At 63.7% G+C, this 17,955-nt stretch carries 15 protein-coding genes; 7 read left to right on the top strand and 8 right to left on the bottom strand.

Annotation, left to right across the window (positions count from 1 at the left end; translation table 11 throughout):
• The first annotated feature begins 44 nt into the window (after positions 1-44).
• Positions 45-1,472, top strand: a complete 1,428-nt coding sequence (locus BLT65_RS40045) for an efflux transporter outer membrane subunit (RefSeq protein WP_091789224.1) — start codon at positions 45-47, stop codon at positions 1,470-1,472.
• Between the two features lie 83 nt (positions 1,473-1,555).
• Here BLT65_RS40045 and BLT65_RS40040 read toward each other — a convergent pair whose 3' ends face one another.
• The 3 genes from BLT65_RS40040 to BLT65_RS40030 all read right to left on the bottom strand — a co-directional run bounded on the left by BLT65_RS40040 (position 1,556) and on the right by BLT65_RS40030 (position 5,831).
• A complete protein-coding gene (locus BLT65_RS40040; RefSeq protein WP_091789108.1) occupies positions 1,556-2,662 on the bottom strand; it encodes a TAXI family TRAP transporter solute-binding subunit in 1,107 nt (368 codons plus the stop codon).
• A gap of 127 nt (positions 2,663-2,789) precedes the next feature.
• Positions 2,790-3,812 carry a zinc ribbon domain-containing protein gene (locus BLT65_RS40035; RefSeq protein ID WP_244186974.1) on the bottom strand — a complete coding sequence of 341 codons (1,023 nt, stop codon included), beginning with the start codon at positions 3,810-3,812 and terminating at the stop codon, positions 2,790-2,792.
• A gap of 510 nt (positions 3,813-4,322) precedes the next feature.
• The gene (locus BLT65_RS40030; protein ID WP_042314767.1) at positions 4,323-5,831 is read right to left on the bottom strand and encodes an MDR family MFS transporter; all 1,509 of its coding nucleotides are present in this window, start codon (positions 5,829-5,831) and stop codon (positions 4,323-4,325) included.
• A gap of 83 nt (positions 5,832-5,914) precedes the next feature.
• On the opposite strand from BLT65_RS40030, the gene BLT65_RS40025 reads away from it, so the two are divergent.
• Together BLT65_RS40025 and BLT65_RS40020 are read left to right on the top strand one after the other, a co-directional pair.
• Positions 5,915-6,679 (top strand): TetR/AcrR family transcriptional regulator, encoded by a 765-nt coding sequence (locus BLT65_RS40025; RefSeq protein WP_091789102.1) that lies wholly within the window; start codon positions 5,915-5,917, stop codon positions 6,677-6,679.
• A gap of 391 nt (positions 6,680-7,070) precedes the next feature.
• Positions 7,071-7,535, top strand: a complete 465-nt coding sequence (locus tag BLT65_RS40020; protein ID WP_042314759.1) for a response regulator — start codon at positions 7,071-7,073, stop codon at positions 7,533-7,535.
• A 31-nt stretch (positions 7,536-7,566) separates the two neighbouring features.
• Here BLT65_RS40020 and BLT65_RS40015 read toward each other — a convergent pair whose 3' ends face one another.
• Genes BLT65_RS40015 through BLT65_RS40005 form a run of 3 tightly spaced genes read right to left on the bottom strand, consistent with a single transcriptional unit; the run spans position 7,567 to position 9,414 of the window.
• The gene (locus tag BLT65_RS40015) at positions 7,567-8,139 is read right to left on the bottom strand and encodes a Fur family transcriptional regulator (RefSeq protein ID WP_091789099.1); all 573 of its coding nucleotides are present in this window, start codon (positions 8,137-8,139) and stop codon (positions 7,567-7,569) included.
• A gap of 19 nt (positions 8,140-8,158) precedes the next feature.
• Entirely contained in the window at positions 8,159-8,785 is a 627-nt protein-coding gene (locus BLT65_RS40010; RefSeq protein WP_091789096.1) for a glutathione binding-like protein, read from the bottom strand.
• A 2-nt stretch (positions 8,786-8,787) separates the two neighbouring features.
• Complete coding sequence (locus BLT65_RS40005) at positions 8,788-9,414, bottom strand: glutathione S-transferase family protein (protein WP_042314768.1); 627 nt, start codon at positions 9,412-9,414, stop codon at positions 8,788-8,790.
• Positions 9,415-9,569: 155 nt separating this feature from the next.
• Here BLT65_RS40005 and BLT65_RS40000 point away from each other — a divergent pair, with 155 nt between their 5' ends.
• Positions 9,570-11,243 (top strand): ATP-binding domain-containing protein, encoded by a 1,674-nt coding sequence (locus BLT65_RS40000; RefSeq protein WP_091789093.1) that lies wholly within the window; start codon positions 9,570-9,572, stop codon positions 11,241-11,243.
• 63 nt (positions 11,244-11,306) lie between these two features.
• Here the strand turns inward: BLT65_RS40000 and BLT65_RS39995 are convergent, their stop codons facing one another.
• A complete protein-coding gene (locus BLT65_RS39995; protein ID WP_091789091.1) occupies positions 11,307-12,254 on the bottom strand; it encodes a phosphoribosyltransferase in 948 nt (315 codons plus the stop codon).
• Positions 12,255-12,454: 200 nt separating this feature from the next.
• Here BLT65_RS39995 and BLT65_RS39990 point away from each other — a divergent pair, with 200 nt between their 5' ends.
• Positions 12,455-12,991: a putative pterin-binding protein gene (locus tag BLT65_RS39990; protein ID WP_091789088.1), complete on the top strand. Its 537-nt coding sequence runs from the start codon at positions 12,455-12,457 to the stop codon at positions 12,989-12,991.
• Entirely contained in the window at positions 12,961-14,814 is a 1,854-nt protein-coding gene (locus BLT65_RS39985) for an ATP-binding response regulator (RefSeq protein WP_208545879.1), read from the top strand. The genes BLT65_RS39990 and BLT65_RS39985 overlap by 31 nt, the downstream gene beginning before the upstream one ends.
• Positions 14,815-14,842: 28 nt before the next feature.
• On the opposite strand, the gene BLT65_RS39980 is transcribed toward BLT65_RS39985, so the two are convergent.
• A complete protein-coding gene (locus BLT65_RS39980) occupies positions 14,843-15,697 on the bottom strand; it encodes a helix-turn-helix domain-containing protein (protein WP_091789082.1) in 855 nt (284 codons plus the stop codon).
• A 461-nt stretch (positions 15,698-16,158) separates the two neighbouring features.
• On the opposite strand from BLT65_RS39980, the gene BLT65_RS39975 reads away from it, so the two are divergent.
• A complete protein-coding gene (locus BLT65_RS39975) occupies positions 16,159-17,499 on the top strand; it encodes an NAD(P)/FAD-dependent oxidoreductase (RefSeq protein ID WP_091789078.1) in 1,341 nt (446 codons plus the stop codon).
• The last annotated feature ends 456 nt before the right edge of the window (positions 17,500-17,955 follow it).

Below are 17,955 nucleotides of genomic sequence, written 5' to 3'. Positions count from 1 at the left end.
CCGATTCCCGTTTTGTGTCGCGTCGCGTTTCGCGTGTCGCATCGATGCTTCCAGCCGTCGCGGCTGCACTGACTGTGCTGCTCGCGGGCTGCACGGTCGGCCCCGACTACAAGGGTGCGCCCGCCACGACGAACGCCAGCAGCTTCAAGCGCGCGCCCGATGGCGTCGTAGCGACTGCGCCGGGCGTCGCCGCGTGGTGGGTCGCGCTCAACGATCCGCAATTGACTGCGCTGATCGAAGCGGGGATCGACAACAGCCCGGACCTGCGCGCGGCGCAGGCGCGCGTACGCCAGGCACGCGCCGGGCTGACGCAGCAGCAAAGCAACGCGTTGCCGAAAGTCGGCGCGACCGCGGCGTATCTGCGCACGCGCGAACCCGATCTGTCGTCGCTGAGCGGTGGCAGTTCCGGCTCGTCGGGGCGTGGTCCCGTCGCGCTGTATCTGGCTGGCTTCGATGCGAGTTGGGAATTGGATCTGTTCGGCGGCACGCGTCGCGCGGTCGAAGCGGCGTCGGCGGAAGCGGATGCGTCCGAAGCCGACCTCGCCGATACGCACGTGCAACTCGCTGCGGAAATCGGCAGCGCGTATGTCGGCTTGCGCGATCAGCAGCAGCGCATCGCGATCGTGCGCAAGTCGGCGGAGCTAGAAGAGCATGTGCTGTCGCTGACCGAGCAGCGGCGCGAGCGTGGCGTGTCATCGCAAGTCGATGTCGAACGCGTACGCACGCAGGTCGAGAACACGCGCAACGCACTCATTCCCCTCGACGCGCAGATCGCCGAATCGCTCGACGAACTCGCGCTTCTGACGGGCCGCGAGCCGGGCGCGCTCGACGACATGCTGAAGCAGCCCGCGCCGCTGCCCGCGCTGCCGCAGACGGTTGCCGTCGGCGATCCAGCGCAACTGCTGCGGCGACGTCCCGATGTGCGCGCAGCCGAGCGGCGGCTCGCGTCACAGAGCGCGCAGATCGGCGAACGCGAGGCGGACTGGTTTCCGAAAGTCACGCTGTTCGGCAGCCTGAGCTACAGCGCCGCGGACCCTGGCCATCTGGTGCGCAAGGACAACCTCACGTGGCTCGGGGTGCCGTATCTGCAATGGAACGCTTTCGACTTCGGCCGCACGAAAGCGAAAGTCGATCAGGCGCGCGCGTCGTTCGACGAAGCGCAGGCGAAGTACGAAAGCACCGTGCTCGGCGCACTGCGCGATGCCGATGTCGCGCTGTCGCGCTACGGGCACGAGCGTGAGAATGTCGTCAGCCTGCGCACGGTCGAAGGCTCCGCGACGCGCGCAGCGACCTTGACCGAGCAGCGTTATCGCGCGGGCACGGCGACGGCGCTCGACTGGATCGACGCGGAACGCACGCGCTATACAGCCGAGCAGAATCGCGTACAGAGTGATGCGCAGCTGATCAAGGACTACGTCGCGTTGCAGAAGAGTCTGGGGCTTGGTTGGGAAGGCAACGCGTCCGCGCAGTAGTCGTGCGAGAGGACGAAAAGAAAAAGCGCCACTGCGTGAGATGCGCAGTGGCGCTTTTTTGTGCTCGTCGCGTCAATGCGATTTCACTTGCCGCACAACAGCAGCAGACGCTCCTGATCGGAGCACGGACGTTTGTTCACTTTCGGCGCGGCAGGTTGCTGCTGCACCGCCGCCGCCGTCGCGCCGCCCGCGGGCATCGACGCCCGGCGCGCGATGCACGAACGCAAGTGCCGCTCGATGGGCGGATAGTATTGCCAGCCTTTCGTGAGCGGCGGCAGTTCGAGCTTGACCTGCTTCCACTTCGGATGGCCTTTTTCCTGCAACACGTCGAAGTTCTCGCACAGTGAATCGGCGAAGCGGTTCAGGTTGCTCACCGTGTCGCGCAGGCCGTAGTCATAGGTGACGAGAAAAGCTTTCACGGTCAGCGTCGGTACGTCTTCCTTCAGCCAGTTCGGATAGCTGCTCTGGCGGATCGTCGCCGGAAAATAGGTTTCCTTTGCGCGCGTGGTTTCGGCCGCGTTGGGATCGGCGCGCAAGATACGGATCTGCGCGAGCAGATCGGGATTCATATCGGTGAAGAGCTTGGCCGGTTGTCCCGCGACGATCACGGCCACGTCGATCTTCTTCACGACGAGCGCGGCAATCGCGTCTTCGTTCGAAAGACTCTGGACGTTCTGCTCGGGAATCGGCTGATTGAACATCAGGTGGTAGAGCGTGGTCGACGATTGCGCCGTGCCGCTGCCGATCGGCCCGATGCTGATGACCTTGTCCTTGATCTCGTTGATCGTCTTCATCGGCGAGTCGTCGCGCACGACGAAATAGATCTCCTCGTTGTAGAGCGGCATGATGAGCCGCAGCGGGCGGATCGTCGTGCCCGCGTCGGCATTGCCGGAATTGGCCATGTCGATATACGCCTGATACACATCCGATTGCACGAGCGCGAGCTTCACGCCCGGCTCGAAACGCATACGCTGCACGTTCTCCGCGGAGCCTTTCGACGGCATCACTTCGAGGTCGATGCCCGCGGGCTGCGCGACATACTTCGCGAGATCGGCGCCGATCTGGATGTACGTGCCGCGTTCCTGTCCGGTGACGATCTTGTAGTGCGCGCTGACCCCGGCCGCGACGGCCAACGACGCGATCATCAAGCACATCAGTCCCGTCAATCCCGTCAGCATTTTTTTGAGCATGGTCTACCTACCTTATGGTGTGTTGAACAGCATGCGCCAACGGCTGACGCGCATGTTCCGTTACATCAGGCATTGCAATGCGTTAAGTAGCTTCGTTTTCTCGATTGCGTGACGTGCTCTGCTTGCTCTACTGTTTGTTCGCTGACGGCGCCTTCTTCCAGCCCGATTCGCGGATCGCGCGCATTTGCGCTTCGATGCTGCTGGCGGCCGTGTTCGTTGCTGGGGGAGTGGCTGCGTTGTTCGTCGTTGCCGTGTTGTTCGTGGGCATGGTGGGCGCCGGCGCAGCGTTCGCGTTGGCTTGCGGCGTCGTGGCGCGCGGCGCGGCCGCGGTTGCGCCCGACAGCGGTTTCCAGCCCGTCGTAAGAATCACGCGTTCGAGCAGCGCCTGCGCGTCGACGCTGCTGACGTCGATCGCGAGCGCTTGCGCTGCGCGCTCGCGCACGCAGCCCCATAACTTGTCTTTCGCACAGGTGGTCGCAACGCCGAGCGCAACGTCACGCTTGTTCTCGCGATCCTTCAGATCGCTTTGCATCTGCATCGCTTCCGCATTGCTCGCCTCGACAGACAGTGCGTCTGATAGCGCGGACTGCGCTTCGGCAAGGTTGTTGTGTGCGAGCGCGGCGCGCGCCGCGCGTAATGCATCGGGCACGTCCCGGTAGTGCTGGGCCACGCGCGGGCGCGGCGGCGCGATGGGCGCGAGCGGCGTCTTTGCGGCGGGCACGTTGGTCACGTTGGCGGTCGGTGTGTTGCGCGCGCTTTGCGGCGCGGTGTACGGTGAAATCGATCCGCCCGACGTGCTTGCGCTGTTCGTCGCTTCGTCCGTGGCCGTGTCCTGCCTGTGGTTGTCGCCGAGCAGCAGATAGCCCGCGTAGCCGAGCGCGACGATGAAGAGCAGCAGCACGACGCCTTTCGTGGCGAGCCAGCGGCCGGCCGATTGCCGTAGCGGTGGCGGCTCCTCGATCGGCGGAACGGGAAGATCGGGCGAGGCGAGCGACGGGAGGCCGGCTGCCTCAGGGGTATGGACTTCGTCAGGAACGGGCGGCGGGCTGTCGACGGCTCTCAGTTGCGTACCGGCGCGCTTGCGCTGGGTTCGTTCGAGAGGATGATCGGCGCCGCAGTATGGGCAAAACTCGACATGCTGGTACAGCACGCCCCCGCACCGTGTACACGGCGTTGGGAAACCCTGGGCAGGTGACGTTTCAGCAGACATGCTTAACCCCAACCAGTTGTAGGCGATGCCATTTCGGCATGCTCAGGATCGAAGTTGAAGCAAACTCGCAGTTGGCGGAACTCGCGATCCACATGCGCTGGGTAGCGGCCGGCCCAGTCCTTTCGTTACGGGGCCGCTGTGTGTGCCAATATGGTTTCTTTCGCTCGTCGCGTCAATCGACGTTGTTACCTACCGAACACAAACGTGTCGTGATTTCAGGGGGAAAACGAACGCACATCAGGGTTTTTGCATAGACGCGAATACAACGTGGCGCGTCACTGATTAATCATAGGAAACACATCGATCAGATCAAAGGCCGGCGTGCAAAGCGGCCGGCCCATGTATGTGAAAACTGCAGAGCATGTCGAATGAATGCTGCACGTCTTTTGTGCGTGACGTCGAGCGTGAGCGTGCTTCTGTTTGCTAGCGTTTGTCCGTTTTCGACGAGGCTTACTGCTTGCGCAGCGGATGATCTCTCAACAGCCATGCAAGCGCGAACGCGAGCACCACCACGCACGCCGCGACGACATACACCGTATGCAAAGCGCTTGCGAATGCTTGCAGATAATCGTCGCGCAACACGGCAGGCAAGTGATGAATCGCAGCGGGGCCGAGCGCGTGCGGCAGTTCGGTGTCGGGCGGAATCAGCGCTTGCAGGCGCGAAGCGAGTCCGTTCGAAAAGATCGCGCCAAATGCCGCGACGCCGACCGAGCCGCCAATCGAACGGAACAGTGTCGCGCCCGACGTCGCCGTGCCGAGATGCTTGAACGGCACGGCATTCTGCACGGCGAGAATCAGCACTTGCATCACCATGCCGAGACCGCAGCCGAGCACGCCCATGTACGCATACATCACATGAACGGGTGTCTCGAGCTTGAGCGTGGTCAGCAGAACCATCGCGACGCCGACGAGAAACGTGCCCATGATCGGGAACATCCGGTACTTGCCGATCCGGCTGATGATGCGGCCCGTGATGATCGACATCAGCAGCACGCCGCCCATCATCGGCAGCATCTGCATGCCGGCTTCCGACGGCGTCGAATTCTTCACCACCTGCAGATACATCGGCAGGAACGTTACCGAGCCGAACAGCGACACGCCCACGATGAACCCGATCGCGCTCGACAGCAGAAACGTGCGGTCGCGAAACAGCTCGAGCGGCATGATCGGCTCGACGGCGAGACGCTCTTCATAGATGAATCCGCCGATGCAGATGAACGCGAGCAGCAGCGTGCCCCAGAGTTGCGGCGACGTCCACGGCAGCACCGTGCCGCCCTGGCTCGTGAACAGGATCAGGCAGGTGAGGGCGCCCGCGAGAAAGGCCGCGCCCATGTAGTCGATGGTGTGCTTCACGTGCGCGACGCGCGGCTTGAACACCGCGCCGATTACCAGCAGCGCGACGATGCCGAGCGGCACGTTGATGTAGAAAATCCAGCGCCACGACAGATGGTCGACGAGAAAGCCGCCCATCATCGGACCGATCACGGTCGCCAGACCGAACACGCCGCCGAACACGCCCTGATAGCGGCCACGCTCGGCCGGCGGGATGACGTCGCCGATCGCCGCCATCGTGATCACCAGCAGTCCGCCGCCACCCAGCCCTTGCAACGCGCGTAAGAGGATCAGTTGCGTCATGTTCTGCGCGACGCCGCATAGCGCCGAGCCGATCAGAAACAGCACGATGGCCGTCTGCAGCACGACCTTGCGGCCGAACAGGTCGCCGAACTTGCCGTACAGCGGCACGACGATCGTCGACGTCAACAGGTATGCGGTGACGACCCACGACAGGCTGTCCAGTCCGCCAAGCTCGCCGACGATAGTAGGCAGCGCCGTCGACACGATGGTCTGGTCGAGCGCGGCGAGCAGCATCACCAGCAGCAGCGCCGGAAACAGCACGCGAAGAGACGGGCGCTCGATGGCTGCGGGCGCCGCTTCGGCAGGAAGAGTCTGGCTGTCCATCTGGGCTTCCATGGCTTTAAGATCTCTTGAAATTAATTAACATGCAGATTAATATATGACATATTCCAGCATTCGTCAAATTCATGGTCATGGCAACAAAATCGGTAGCGGGTTCGGATCAGGCTGAGCAGGCGTCCCAGGCGCAGGGCTGCGACAACGCAGGCGCACAAGGCGCGCCCGCTGCGCGCCGGCCCGGCCGGCCTTCCGGCAGCGGGCGCGGGCCGGAACAGCGCGCCCGTCTGCTGGACGCGGCGCTCGCGCTGTTCGCGCGGCAGGGGATCGTCGATACGACGCTCGGCCAGGTCGCGCGCGAGGCCGGCTTCACGCCCGCGATGATGCATTACTACTTCAAGACGCGCGATCAGCTGCTCGACGTGTTGATCGATGAACGCTTCCTGCCGTTGCGCGCGAAGCTCAGCGGCTCGTTTCAGACGTATCCCGACGACCCCATCGCGGGGATCACGCTGCTCGCGCAGCGGCTCGTCGAAGTGGCGGGCGATTACCCGTGGTTCCCGTCACTGTGGATTCGCGAAGTGATCAGCGAAGGCGGCCTGCTCAAGCAGCGCATGCACGAGCGCTTCGGTAACGCGAACCAGAAAAGCGGTATCGAGTTCATCGAGAAATGGCAGAAGGAAGGCAAGCTCAATCGGCAACTGGAGCCGTCGCTGGTTTTTCTGTCGGTGATCGGACTTACGATTTTGCCGCTCGCGACCTCTTCGATGTGGCGCAACGATCCGGCGCGCCGCAAGCTGACCGCCGACGACATCGCGCGTCATGCGGTCGCGCTGCTGACACACGGCGTCACCCCGGGCGTCACCCCGGGCGTCACCCCGCCTGCTGCAGCGTGAACGTTGTTGGATCAAAATAGAAGCTGTCACACACAGCGTCCGACGCGGCACGCAACGTGCTTCATGCTATCCGTTTCGCATGTCTGATTTCGGACGGTCACGCAAGCGCCTTGCGCAATCGTCACCATGGCGCGGTGTGTTCTGCCGTCAAGCTATATGCCGAAGCGGACAAGCGCGCAGTCGCTTGCAACTCGTTCCGTACAATTGAGTCCGAATGAAACGAGATGCGCCGGGCGACGGCGCGCGCATTAACGAATTTGCGAAACAGGGGAGTTTGTCGGACGAACAGCGCGTCCGTCACTCGTTGGTAAGAACGTGCATACGAGAGTAGAAACGTTGAACCGTTTTCCGCTGCCGGCGCTGGCGCGGTACACATTGCGTTAGATACATCATGGCCACGTCAGAGTGCATAACCAGCTTTTCAAGCCATAACATCAAGATGAACGGAGTATTGAGGCTCGATCAGGCCACGATCGTGCTCGTGGAAGACGATCCGCAGAACAGGGAATCGTTGAAGATTTTGCTTGAATCGGAAGGCGCCAACGTCATCGCCGTGGCGGATGCGGAAGAGGGTGTCGAGGCGGCCGTGCGGGCGTTGCCCGATGCTGTCGTCTGCGATCTCGATCTGCCCGCCATGGACGGCTTCTATCTGATTCAGCGCGTACGGGATCACGAGATTCGCGGCGATCATTCACCTTCGGTCGCAGTGGCCTTGACGGGCCATACCGATGAAGCCTACCGGCTGCGCAGCATTGGCGAAGGATTCCAGCATTTCATGACGAAGCCGGCGCCGCCCGAGGCGCTGGTGACGCTATTGCATGACGCGATAGGCGCGCGCGCCGCCGGTTTGACCTGACGCTCGAACCGCGGCGCTTTGACGGATGTGTTCAGCTGCCGGCGGCTTGCGCCGCCTGGCATGCCGAACACAGTCCTTTCAGCTCGATTCCATCACCGGCGAGCCGGTATCCTGCGTTTTCGATTTGCGCGACGAGTGCTTCGCGCAGCGCCGGCTGATGCAGTTCGGTGACGTTGCCGCATTGCTGGCACACCACCAGAATGCCGTGCTGGCATTGCGTGAGATCGTGGCAGACGGCAAACGCGTTGATCGACTCGATCTTGTGTACGAGCCCCGCGGATAGCAAAAAATCCAGCGCGCGATACACAGTGGGCGGCGCGGAGCCGGGGTGAATCTGGCGCATGTCGTCGAGCAGCGAATACGCCTTGGTGGCGCGGCCCGACGTCAGCAGCAACTCCAGTACCTTGCGGCGGATCGGCGTGAGCTTCTCGCCGCGCTCGCGGCAGTATTCTTCGGCCAGCGCGAGCGCCGCCTCGGCCGAGGCAGGCGTGCCGTGCGCGTGATCGTGATGCGCGTCGTCCGCGTGCGAATGCGCGTGATCTGCGGCATGCGCATGACCCGGCGTGGATGCAGCGTCGGCAGCGGTTGGCTTGGCGTTTTTCATCCGCTGATTATACGGTGCGTCAATCGAGCTTCACGTCGAACCCGCGCTTCACGCCCGGGCGTGCGAACAGCGTCTCGTACCAGCGCTTCACGTTCGGAAACTCGGCGAGATCGACCTTGTGGCGTTCGTGCCGCCACGCCCAGCCGAGAATCGCGAAGTCAGCGATCGACAGGTCGCCCGCCACGTATTCGCTTTTGGCGAGGCGCGCGTCGAGCACCTTGTACAGCCGCCGCGTTTCGGTAGAGAAGCGCTTGAGGCCGTAGCGCTTGTCGTCTTCGGAAGCGAGCGCCGCGAAGTGATGCACCTGGCCCGGCATCGGGCCGAAGCCGCCCATTTGCCACATCAGCCATTCGAGCACGGGCACCCGGTCGCGCAGGCTCTGCGGCAGGAATTTGCCCGTCCTTTCGCCGAGATACAGCAGGATCGCGCCCGATTCGAACACGCTGATCGGCTTGCCGTCCGGTCCGTCGGGATCGACGATCGCGGGAATCTTGTTGTTCGGGCTGATCGCGAGAAAGTCCGGGTCGAACTGCTCGTCCTTCGTGATATTGATCGGCTTGACGGCGTACGGCAGCGCCATTTCTTCGAGGGCGACGCTGATCTTGCGGCCGTTCGGCGTGCCCCATGCATAAAGCGAGATAGTCATGTTCAGGTCAGATCGAAGTCGACGTATTGCTTGAAGCCGGAGCGGGTCGACAGCCGCTGATACCAGCGTTCGAGATTCGGCAGCGACGCCCGCTCGACGCCCGGCAGCCCGAACCAGCGCTTCGCATACGCGCCCAGCACGATGTCCGCGAGCGTGAACTTCTCGCCTTCGATAAAGAAGCGCCCTTGCAGTTGCGCGTCGAGCATCTTCCACAGCTTCGCGACGTTGTCGATGTCGGCGGCGAGCTTCACGTTGTCGCGTTCGGCCTCGGGCGTGCGCACGATGGCCCAGAACACGGGACGCTCGGCGGGCTGCAGCGTGGACAGCGACCAGTCGAGCCAGCGGTCGATGCTGGCGCGCGCCTTCGGTTCATCGGGGTAGAGTACGCTCGATTCGCCGTACTGCATGACGAGATAGCGCAGGATCGAGTTCGATTCCCACAGCGCGTAGTCGCCGTCGACGAGCGTCGGCACCTTGCCCGTCGGGTTTATCGCGAGGTATTCGGGTTCGTCGTTGCGGCCGAACTGCAGGCCGGCGTCGATGCGGTTGTAGGGCAAGACCAGCTCGTCGCACACCCACAGGATCTTCTGCACATTGACCGAGTTGGCGCGTCCCCAGACTGTAATCATCCGGTAATCCTCTTTCGTCTTCTTGATTGGCAAGCCGCGCTGCGCGCGGCGTTCAACCAGCAACGATACACGAAGCGGCCTTTTTCTTCCGGCAGCGGCCAATGCCCCTACACGCGTTGCGTACAATGGGCGCACCCCATTTTGACGAGGCGCGCATGGCCCGCATTGTCCCCGACGACTGGAAGAGTCTTGCTGCCACGGGCGCCGCCTCGCGCGAGCGCGAAACGCTGGCGCTGCTCGAAGAAGCGCTGCCGCGCGAGTACACGGTCTATCACGGTGTCCACTGGACCCGATTGCACGAAGGCTTTTCGGTGTTCGGCGAGGCGGACTTCGTGATCGTTAGTCCGGCGGGGCGCGTGATGATCGTCGAGCAGAAAACGGGCTTTTTGCGCGAGACGCCGAAAGGGCTGGTCAAGGTCTACATGCAGACCGAGCGCAATGTCGCGATTGCGCTCGCGCGCACGATCGAAGGGCTGCACCGGCGCTTCACGGCGGCGTTCGGCGCGGGCACGTATTTCATCGAAGAACTGCTGTACTGCCCGGATCACATCGTCAAGGATGCGGCAATCTCCGGCGTGAACCCGGCGCGCATCGTCGACGCGACGCGCAAGGACCAGCTCGTCAGTGTCATCCGCGAGGCGCTGCCCGAGGACGAGCCGCGTCTGCCGTGCGCGTCGAAGATTCACCACTTCCTCGCCGACGAACTGGCGCTCGCGCCCGATGCGAGCGCGCTGGTCGGTCAGGCGGGCACGCTCGTCACCCGGCTCGCGGGCGGCCTCGCCACATGGGCGCGGCGGCTCGAATTCGCGCCGTTCCGGCTGCGCGTGATCGGCACGGCGGGTTCCGGCAAGACGCAACTCGCGGTGCAGGTGATGAAGGACGCCGTCGCGCGTGGCGCGCGTCCGTTGTATGTGTGCTTCAACCGGCCGCTCGCGGATCACATTGCGCGCGTTGCGCCGCCCGAGGCGAAGGTCGCGAACTATCACCAGTTGTGCGACGAGATCGTGAGGGATAGCGGCCGCGCGCCGGATTTCCAGAGCAGCGACGTGTTCGAGCAACTCGAAAGCGCATTCGCCGGCACACCGATCGACGCGCGCTTCCAGTACGACGTGCTGATCGTCGACGAAGGCCAGGACTTCCAGCAGCCGTGGGTGCCCGCGCTCGAGCGGCTGCTGAAGCCGGGCGGCGCATGGTGGTGGCTCGAAGATCCGCTGCAGAACCTGTATATGCGCGAGAGCGTCGCGTTGCCCGGCTGGACGGTGCTGCGCGAATCGACCAACTATCGCAGCCCGCGCGACATCCTCGACTACCTGCGCGGCGTGGTCGGCGCGACGGTGCCGCTGGCGGCGGGACTCGCGGCGGGCAGTCCGTTCGACGGCTCCGATATTTCGCTGTCTATCTACGACGAAACCCAGCTGCCCGAAAGCTGCATCGACGCGACCAAGCGCGCGATCACCCAGGCGCTGGCGCTTGGCTTTCGCAAGCAGGACATCGCGGTGCTGTCGTTTCGCGGACGCGAAGGCTCGGTGCTGTGGCCGCTCGATCATCTCGGCCCGCACCGGCTGCGCAGCTTCACGGGCAAATACGATCTGTTCGGCAATCCCGCGTATCGGGAAGGCGATGTGCTGCTCGACTCGATCTACCGCTTCAAGGGGCAGTCGGCGCCGTGCGTGATCCTGAGCGAAGTGGATTTCGACACGTTCGATGAGCGCAACGCGCGCAAGCTATTCGTCGGCGCGACGCGCGCGACGATGAAGTTGATCGTCGTCGCGTCGCAGCGCGCCGCGCGGCATCTGCAACTTGGCGATATGAAGGAGCAGGCGGGCTGAGGAATCGCAAGCGCGGCGGCGCGGTAAAGCTCGGCGCCGCGAGCGTGGCGCGCTTAGGAAATCTCAGCGCCAGGCCGACGCGCTGATCAGCGTGCCTGTGTGCTTGAGCGCGTCCCACCAGATCACCCGCAGCAGCGGCGCGAGCTTAGCGATGAGGAGCGCCTGCACGGGATCGCTTTCGATGAAATGCGTGACCCCGCAGCTCAACGCCGCGGTCGCCTTGTGCGCGGCGGCGCCTTCGGGCGTTTCGTCATGCGCGTCGGGCGTGCGCATCACCAGTTCGAGATGACCGAAACCGTGCCGTTCGAGCCATGCGCGCGTGCGCTCCAGGTCGGCGTGCGGCCGGCCTGTGATGACCGCGCGCACCTTCTGCAGATCGACGTCGGGCAAGACCTCGTACGGCAACAGCGCGTCGCGCTCGTTCAAAGCGGCGGCGAGATCTTCGTCATACCGTGACAGCGGTACGTCGGGCAGCAGGATGCCGTCCAGATCGATCGCATAGGTCGCGTATTCGTGGTCATCCGCCATTTTCCCGGCCGAACCGGACTCGACTTTCAGCCAGTCGTCGCGATAGTCGTCCGTATAGGCCTGGCGTTCCCACGGGAACAGCGCGAAGAAGCCCGACGCGTCGTTCGCAAAGTCCGGGCGGATGCGGCTGATTTCGTCGAAGGCGGCCGTCAGCGTCTTGACGATCAGGCCGTGCTGCTCAAGAAACGCAATGCAATCGACCAGCGTGAAACCACGGCCCGCGATGTCCTCGCACAGCAGCACCTTCGAGCCGGGCGCCGGCAGCGGTTGGGCCGAGTCCCACGTGACGTGGCGCGCCCTGCGGTCATAGCTGAGAAACGCCACAGGCACGCCGATCGCATGCGAAGCCATCAACGCGAGCGGTGCGCCGCCCCGTAGAATGCCGACAGCGGCGGCGAAGCGCTCTTCGAGCAGGGTGGGCTGCAACGATTCGATCCAGTGGTCGAGCTGTTCGTAGGTCAACGGTAGAACCGGCTTTTTCATGACGGATGTTGCGCTTGTGGTGGGCCGGAAGAACGTGCGTCGGCGAAGCGGCTTTTTTTGAGATGGAGCCGATATTATGCACGCCATGTAAAGATTCTGTGTCGGGGCAGGTCCGGCCGCGCTGTAGTTATCGTCTGATGGCGTTGTCAGGCACAATGCGGGCACGACTAACAACAAGACCACACCAGAGGGACCTGAAAGTGCTCTACAAGAAATGCGGCGGGTTGCATGCGTCCGCGCTGATGTCCGCGCTGTTCACTGTCTTCGCGCTGGCGTTCGCTTCGTTCGGCGCGTCGGCCGCACCGCTGACGACCACGCTCGCGCTCGACGTCAAAGGCAAGATAGCGAAGACCAACGACGACGATCACACCGTTTTTCACTTTTCCGAAGCCCAGTTGCTCGCGCTGCCCGTCCATTCCATTTCGACATCGACGACATGGACGGCAAAATCCACCTTCACGGGGCCGCTGCTCGCGGATATCCTGAAGACCGTGGGCGCGTACGGCGATCAGATCGAAATCCATACGCTGGATGACTACACGTACACTGTTCCCGTGTCGGACACTAGCCGTTATGGCGTGATCGTCGCGTACAGCATGAACGGCAAGCGCCTGCAGGTCAGCGACTTCGGGCCGCTATTTCTCATCTATCCGCGCGACCAGTTTCCCGGCGAGCTGGCGGGGGCGTCGGCGGACGCGAAATTCGTATGGCAGATCAAGGCTCTCATCGTCAAATAGGACGGCGCCCACTGCGCCGTGTGGTGCTCGTCGTCATCTGGATCGCCGCGCTCGCGGCGCCGACCGCGGCGATCAGCTATCTGCTGTACTCGGCCCTTCTCAACCCGCGCGCAACCCAGCAGCTGACGGGCACCTACGACGGCTTCTACTGGGACGCCGCGCAACTCCAGATCGCCTACGCGCGGCTCGAAAGCCAGCTGCTGCAATACGAGACGGGCGTCGATAGCGACTATCAGCGGCTCACGCTGCATTTCCAGGTGCTGCAATCGAAGCTGCGCGTGATGGCGGGCTCGACGCAGCGCATGGCCGCGCAGACGGAAACCGTGCAGCGTCAGCAGGAAGAGATCGTGCGGCTCTCGGAGATGCTGGTCGCGATGCAGCCTTCGCTCGACGCGCTGCCTGCTTCGCCCGCGCTCGCGTCGCAGATGGTCGACGAACTGCGCAAGCACTGGAAGGAAGTCAACGATCTCGCGCTGAGCCGGCGCTACGTCGACCTGCAGGACCGCGAGGCGATGAATTCGGATTTCATCGCAAAGCGCCGGATGCTGTTCGCGGGCGGGCTGGTGCTGCTGTTGCTGTCGGCGGCGGCGACCACGCTGCTGGTGATGAACGGCCGGCGCCGTACCAAGCTGATCGTGCAGCAGCGCGCCGCGCTCGATGCCGAGCATCAGGCCAGCCGCGCCGCGCGCGAGGCGAGCCTCGCCAAGGACGCGTTCCTCGGCATGATCAGCCACGAGTTGCGCACGCCGCTGCACGCGATCGTCTCGTCGATCGAGCTGCTCGGTTTCAACTTTCACTCCGATGCGGACCGCAAGGTGATCCAGCGGCTGGAGACGGCCGCGCGCCATCTCGAAGCGCAGATGAAGGATCTGACCGACTATGCGCGCCTCGGCGCCGGCAAGCTCGAATTGCGCAACGAGCATTTCGATCCGCGTGAGCTGCTGACGTCGATCGTCGACGAGCACGAGCCGTTCGCGCGGGCGAAGGGTCTCGTGTTCGAAGGCAGCGCGAGCGGAAGGGTGGGGCTCGTCGATTCCGACCCGCACCGCATCCGGCAGATCGTCAACAACCTCGTGACCAACGGGATTCGCTACACCGAGCGCGGCACCGTCACGCTGCATTTCGACCAGCGCGACGACGCGCTGGCCATCGTCGTCACCGATACGGGCGCGGGCGTGCCGGACAAGCAGATTCCGCTGATCTTCAAGGAGTTCACGCAGCTCGACGCGTCGCGCACGCGGCGCTTCGAAGGCGCGGGGATGGGGCTCGCGATTGTGCAGGGTCTGGTCGATCTGTTTGGCGGGACGATCGATGTCGACAGCGAAGTGGGCAAGGGCACGCGTTTCACGGTGACGATTCCCGTCAAGCCGGTCGCCACGCCCACCGACGCGTCCGTCGTGCCGCACACGGCGCATGGCGAAGGGCGCCCGCAGGTGCTGATCGTCGACGACAACCAGCTGATTCGCGAGTCGCTGTGCGAAATGCTCGAACACATGGGGTGCGATGCGTCCGCCGTCGCCAATACCGACGATGCGCACGCCTGGCTCGCCGCGCGGCAGTGCGATCTGGTGCTGCTCGATCTGCACATGCCCGACAAGGACGGCTACGCGTTCATGACCGAATATACGGAGAAGGCGGAAAGGTCAGGCGAGGCGGTGCGCACGCCCGTGATCGCGGTGAGCGCCTATGCGCCCGACGGCAGCGTGCGCGCGGAGGCGGATCTGTTCTTCGACAGCCTGACCAAGCCCGTTCACTACGAGGTGCTGCGCGACGCCGTGCAGCGCGCGCTGGCGGCGCGGCACGGGGCGTCCGTCGCGGGCTGACGAGCGAGCCCGCGCTTGAGGCCGCGACTTATGCGCGGCTCAGACGCTTCGACAGATCGGCGACGAGAATCGCCATGCGCGCCGGCTTCTCGTAACAGGCCACGTCGTAGTTGCGCACGATGTCGCTGATTTCCGACTCGCTGGCCTTGCCCGTCAGCAGTTCGCCCGTCAGCACGAAAATCGGTGCGTCCGGATTCTCCGACGCGCGCACGGCGCGGATCGCTTCCGCCGACGTCTGCAGGCCGAACAGCCAGTCGATCACCACGCCGTCGAACACCTGCGTCTGCAGCGTCTCGGCGAATGCTGCGAGACCGTAGATCGCGATGGCCGCAAAGCCGCTGCGTTCGAGATAGTCGCGCAGGTTGTCGGCGGATGCCTGGTCGTCGTCGACGACGGCGATCAGCGGCTTGTCGGTCTCGGCGCGGCGCGGATAGATCTCGATCTTGTGGACTTCATACGCGTTCTGATAGAGCGCGCCGTCGTGCCGCACGACGCGCCACTGGTCGAGCTTCGACCACGCGATGAATTCCGGCCGGCTGCCTGCTTCAATCGGCGCGCCGATCCACGCGGTACACGCCAGCTCGATGCCGCCGATCGCGAACACGGCTTCCTGCGCGGTGGCGCCGACCATGCCGGGATCGAGCGATTGCGCGCCGAACAGCTGTGCCGCCGGCTCGCCGAATACCTCGGCGACCTTCTTGATCTGCGAGAGCGTCCACGGACTGTTGCCGCGCAGCTTGCGGTGACCCTGCGAGAAACTCAAATCGAGGATCCGGCAAAGCTCGCTGGTTTGCTGACGCTTGCCGATGCCGTGACGGCTCATCAACTCGCGCACGCGTTCGGCGACGGCAAGCGAGTCGGTTGAGGTGGCTTCGTTGGACATGCGCGAATCGTGTATCGCTATAAGTAGTTGTATGTGACGCGGCGTCGTGGCGGCAGCGCCGCGCGGCACGCGGGTTGGGCGTGCTGCCTTCGCAGGACCGCAACTGTACCGCAAGACTTCGGGCGCGCCTGGTGTCGCGCCATATCCGCATTGATCGAGCTTTTTTCGACGAACCCGCCGATTCTAATGAGTTCGACCGCCTCACGCGAATGAGGCGGTGTTCGAATCATGTAAAGCCTGTCTATTTTAGCGGTGAAATATATGCAAATCGCATGAAATTAATCGGTAAGGTTTGGGACTTTACGCGTTTTTTGCGGCGGATCGTCGGCCCGAAGGGGGATTGGGCTGGCGCGGGCGCTCGCGACGGCCGCCTTTCTGACCGGGATTGCGGCGCGCGGGCGGGCCTGAGAAGATGCTGTCCCTCGACACGGCCTCGGCGCCATATCTTTCTCGCATTCCCGATGACGACCACCTATCCGCTGCACGCCAACCTGAGCCCGGCCGACACGCCGTTTCCCGATCAAGCCGACGTCGTGATTGCGGGCGCGGGCATCATGGGCTGCGCGGCGGCGTACTACCTGGCGCGCCGGGGCGTGAAGGCGGTGGTGGTGGACAAGTCGCGCATCGCGGGCCAGCAGTCGACGCGCGCGTGGGGTTTCGTGCGCCAGCAGGGCCGCGAGGCCGCCGAAGTGCCGCTGATGATGGCGGGCATGCGTATCTGGGAGCAGCTTGAACGCGAGCTGGATTTCGATCTCGAATGGCGGCAGGGCGGCTGTCTCTACGTGGCGAACAACGAAGAAGACTGGACGTCGTTCCAGCAATGGATGGACGTCGCGAAGCAATACGGGCTGGATACGCGCGTGCTCGACCGCGCGCAGATCGACCAGCACGTGCGCGGCATGCAGGGCAAGGTGCTGGGCGGTCTGTACACGCCGACCGACGGCCAGGCCGAGCCGCGTCGCGCGGCGGCCGCATTCGCGGCGCGGGCTATCGAAGCGGGCGCGCGGTTTTTCGAGGGTTGTGGCGTGGTTGCGATCGAACGGGCGGCGGGCGCCGTGACGGGCGTCGTCACCGAGCGCGGCACGATCCGCACGCGGCAGGTGATTTGCGCCGCGGGCGCGAGTAGCTGGCGGTTGCTCGATACGCTGGGGATTGTTTTGCCGCAGCAGGCGGTGCGCGGTACCTGCATGCGCACGAATCCGTTGCCCGCGATTACGGCTTCCACATTCTGGGGGCATGGGCTTGGGATTCGCCAGCGGGCGAATGGCGCGATCAATCTCGCTGATGATATGCAGGTTGATGTCGATATGACGTTTGGGCATTTTCGGGCGCTCAAGTGGTTCTTGCCCGAGCTTTGGGCGCAGCGCGAGAAGTTCAGTTTTCATCTGAATGGCGCGTTTGTGCGTGATTTACGCGAGCGCGTGCCGGGCTTTTTGTCTGCTGACGAGCGTGTGTTGCATCCGCGGGATCCGAATCCGCAGCCGAATCGTGCGCATGCGCCGCGAGCGTTGCAGAAGCTGCGGGCGTTGTTTCCGGCTTTGAAGGATGCGCAGGTGGTTGAGTCGTGGGCCGGGTTGATCGATGTGTTGCCCGATGGGATTCCAGTGCTCGATGCTGCTTCTCAGGCGCAGGGCCTGTTGGTCGCTACCGGGTTTTGTGGGCATGGCTTCGCCATGGGGCCTATTGTTCGGCGGCTTATGGCTGAGTGGATCGTTGATGGGCAGCCGTCGATTGATCTTTCTGCGTTTCGGTTGCAGAGGTTTTTTGATGGGACTATGCAGAGGCCTCGGAGCATGCTGTGAGGTTTTTGTCTGCGACGCTGGGTGGTAGTTTTGCTTTTGCGCTGGCGCCCGCGATTTGCCTTCGTGGCGCGGGCGGTTTGGTTTTTATGGGTTTGCGCTGTCATCCGCGTGTTGTTAGCTTGCTTCACGCGTCGCCCCTGTGCGGGGCGGCACCTACTTTTCTTTGCCGCCGCAAAGAAAAGTAGGCAAAAGAAAGCGGCTCACACCGCCAATTCTAGTTTTTGCCTGAGGGCCCCCACAGGGTCTTACGCTTCACACGGCAGCCTTTCTGTTTGCGTGCGTTGCCAGCGCTCTGAATGAGCGCCTCACCCACTTCGAATACCCGTACTCGGGCAGGCAGCAGCGAATGGTATGTGCCGCCCAGGTGGCAAACTGTGTGTAGGTTGTCGCGGCGTATGGCTTGGCGCTCTTACAGGGTGGAGCGCATGTGCAATCGGTCCGAAGTGAGGCGTGTGT

Source organism: Paraburkholderia steynii, assembly GCF_900100565.1.
In the GTDB taxonomy this organism is placed as follows: domain Bacteria; phylum Pseudomonadota; class Gammaproteobacteria; order Burkholderiales; family Burkholderiaceae; genus Paraburkholderia; species Paraburkholderia terrae.
Note: the sequence above shows the minus strand (reverse complement) of the source record. Positions and strands in the feature narration are given on the sequence as shown.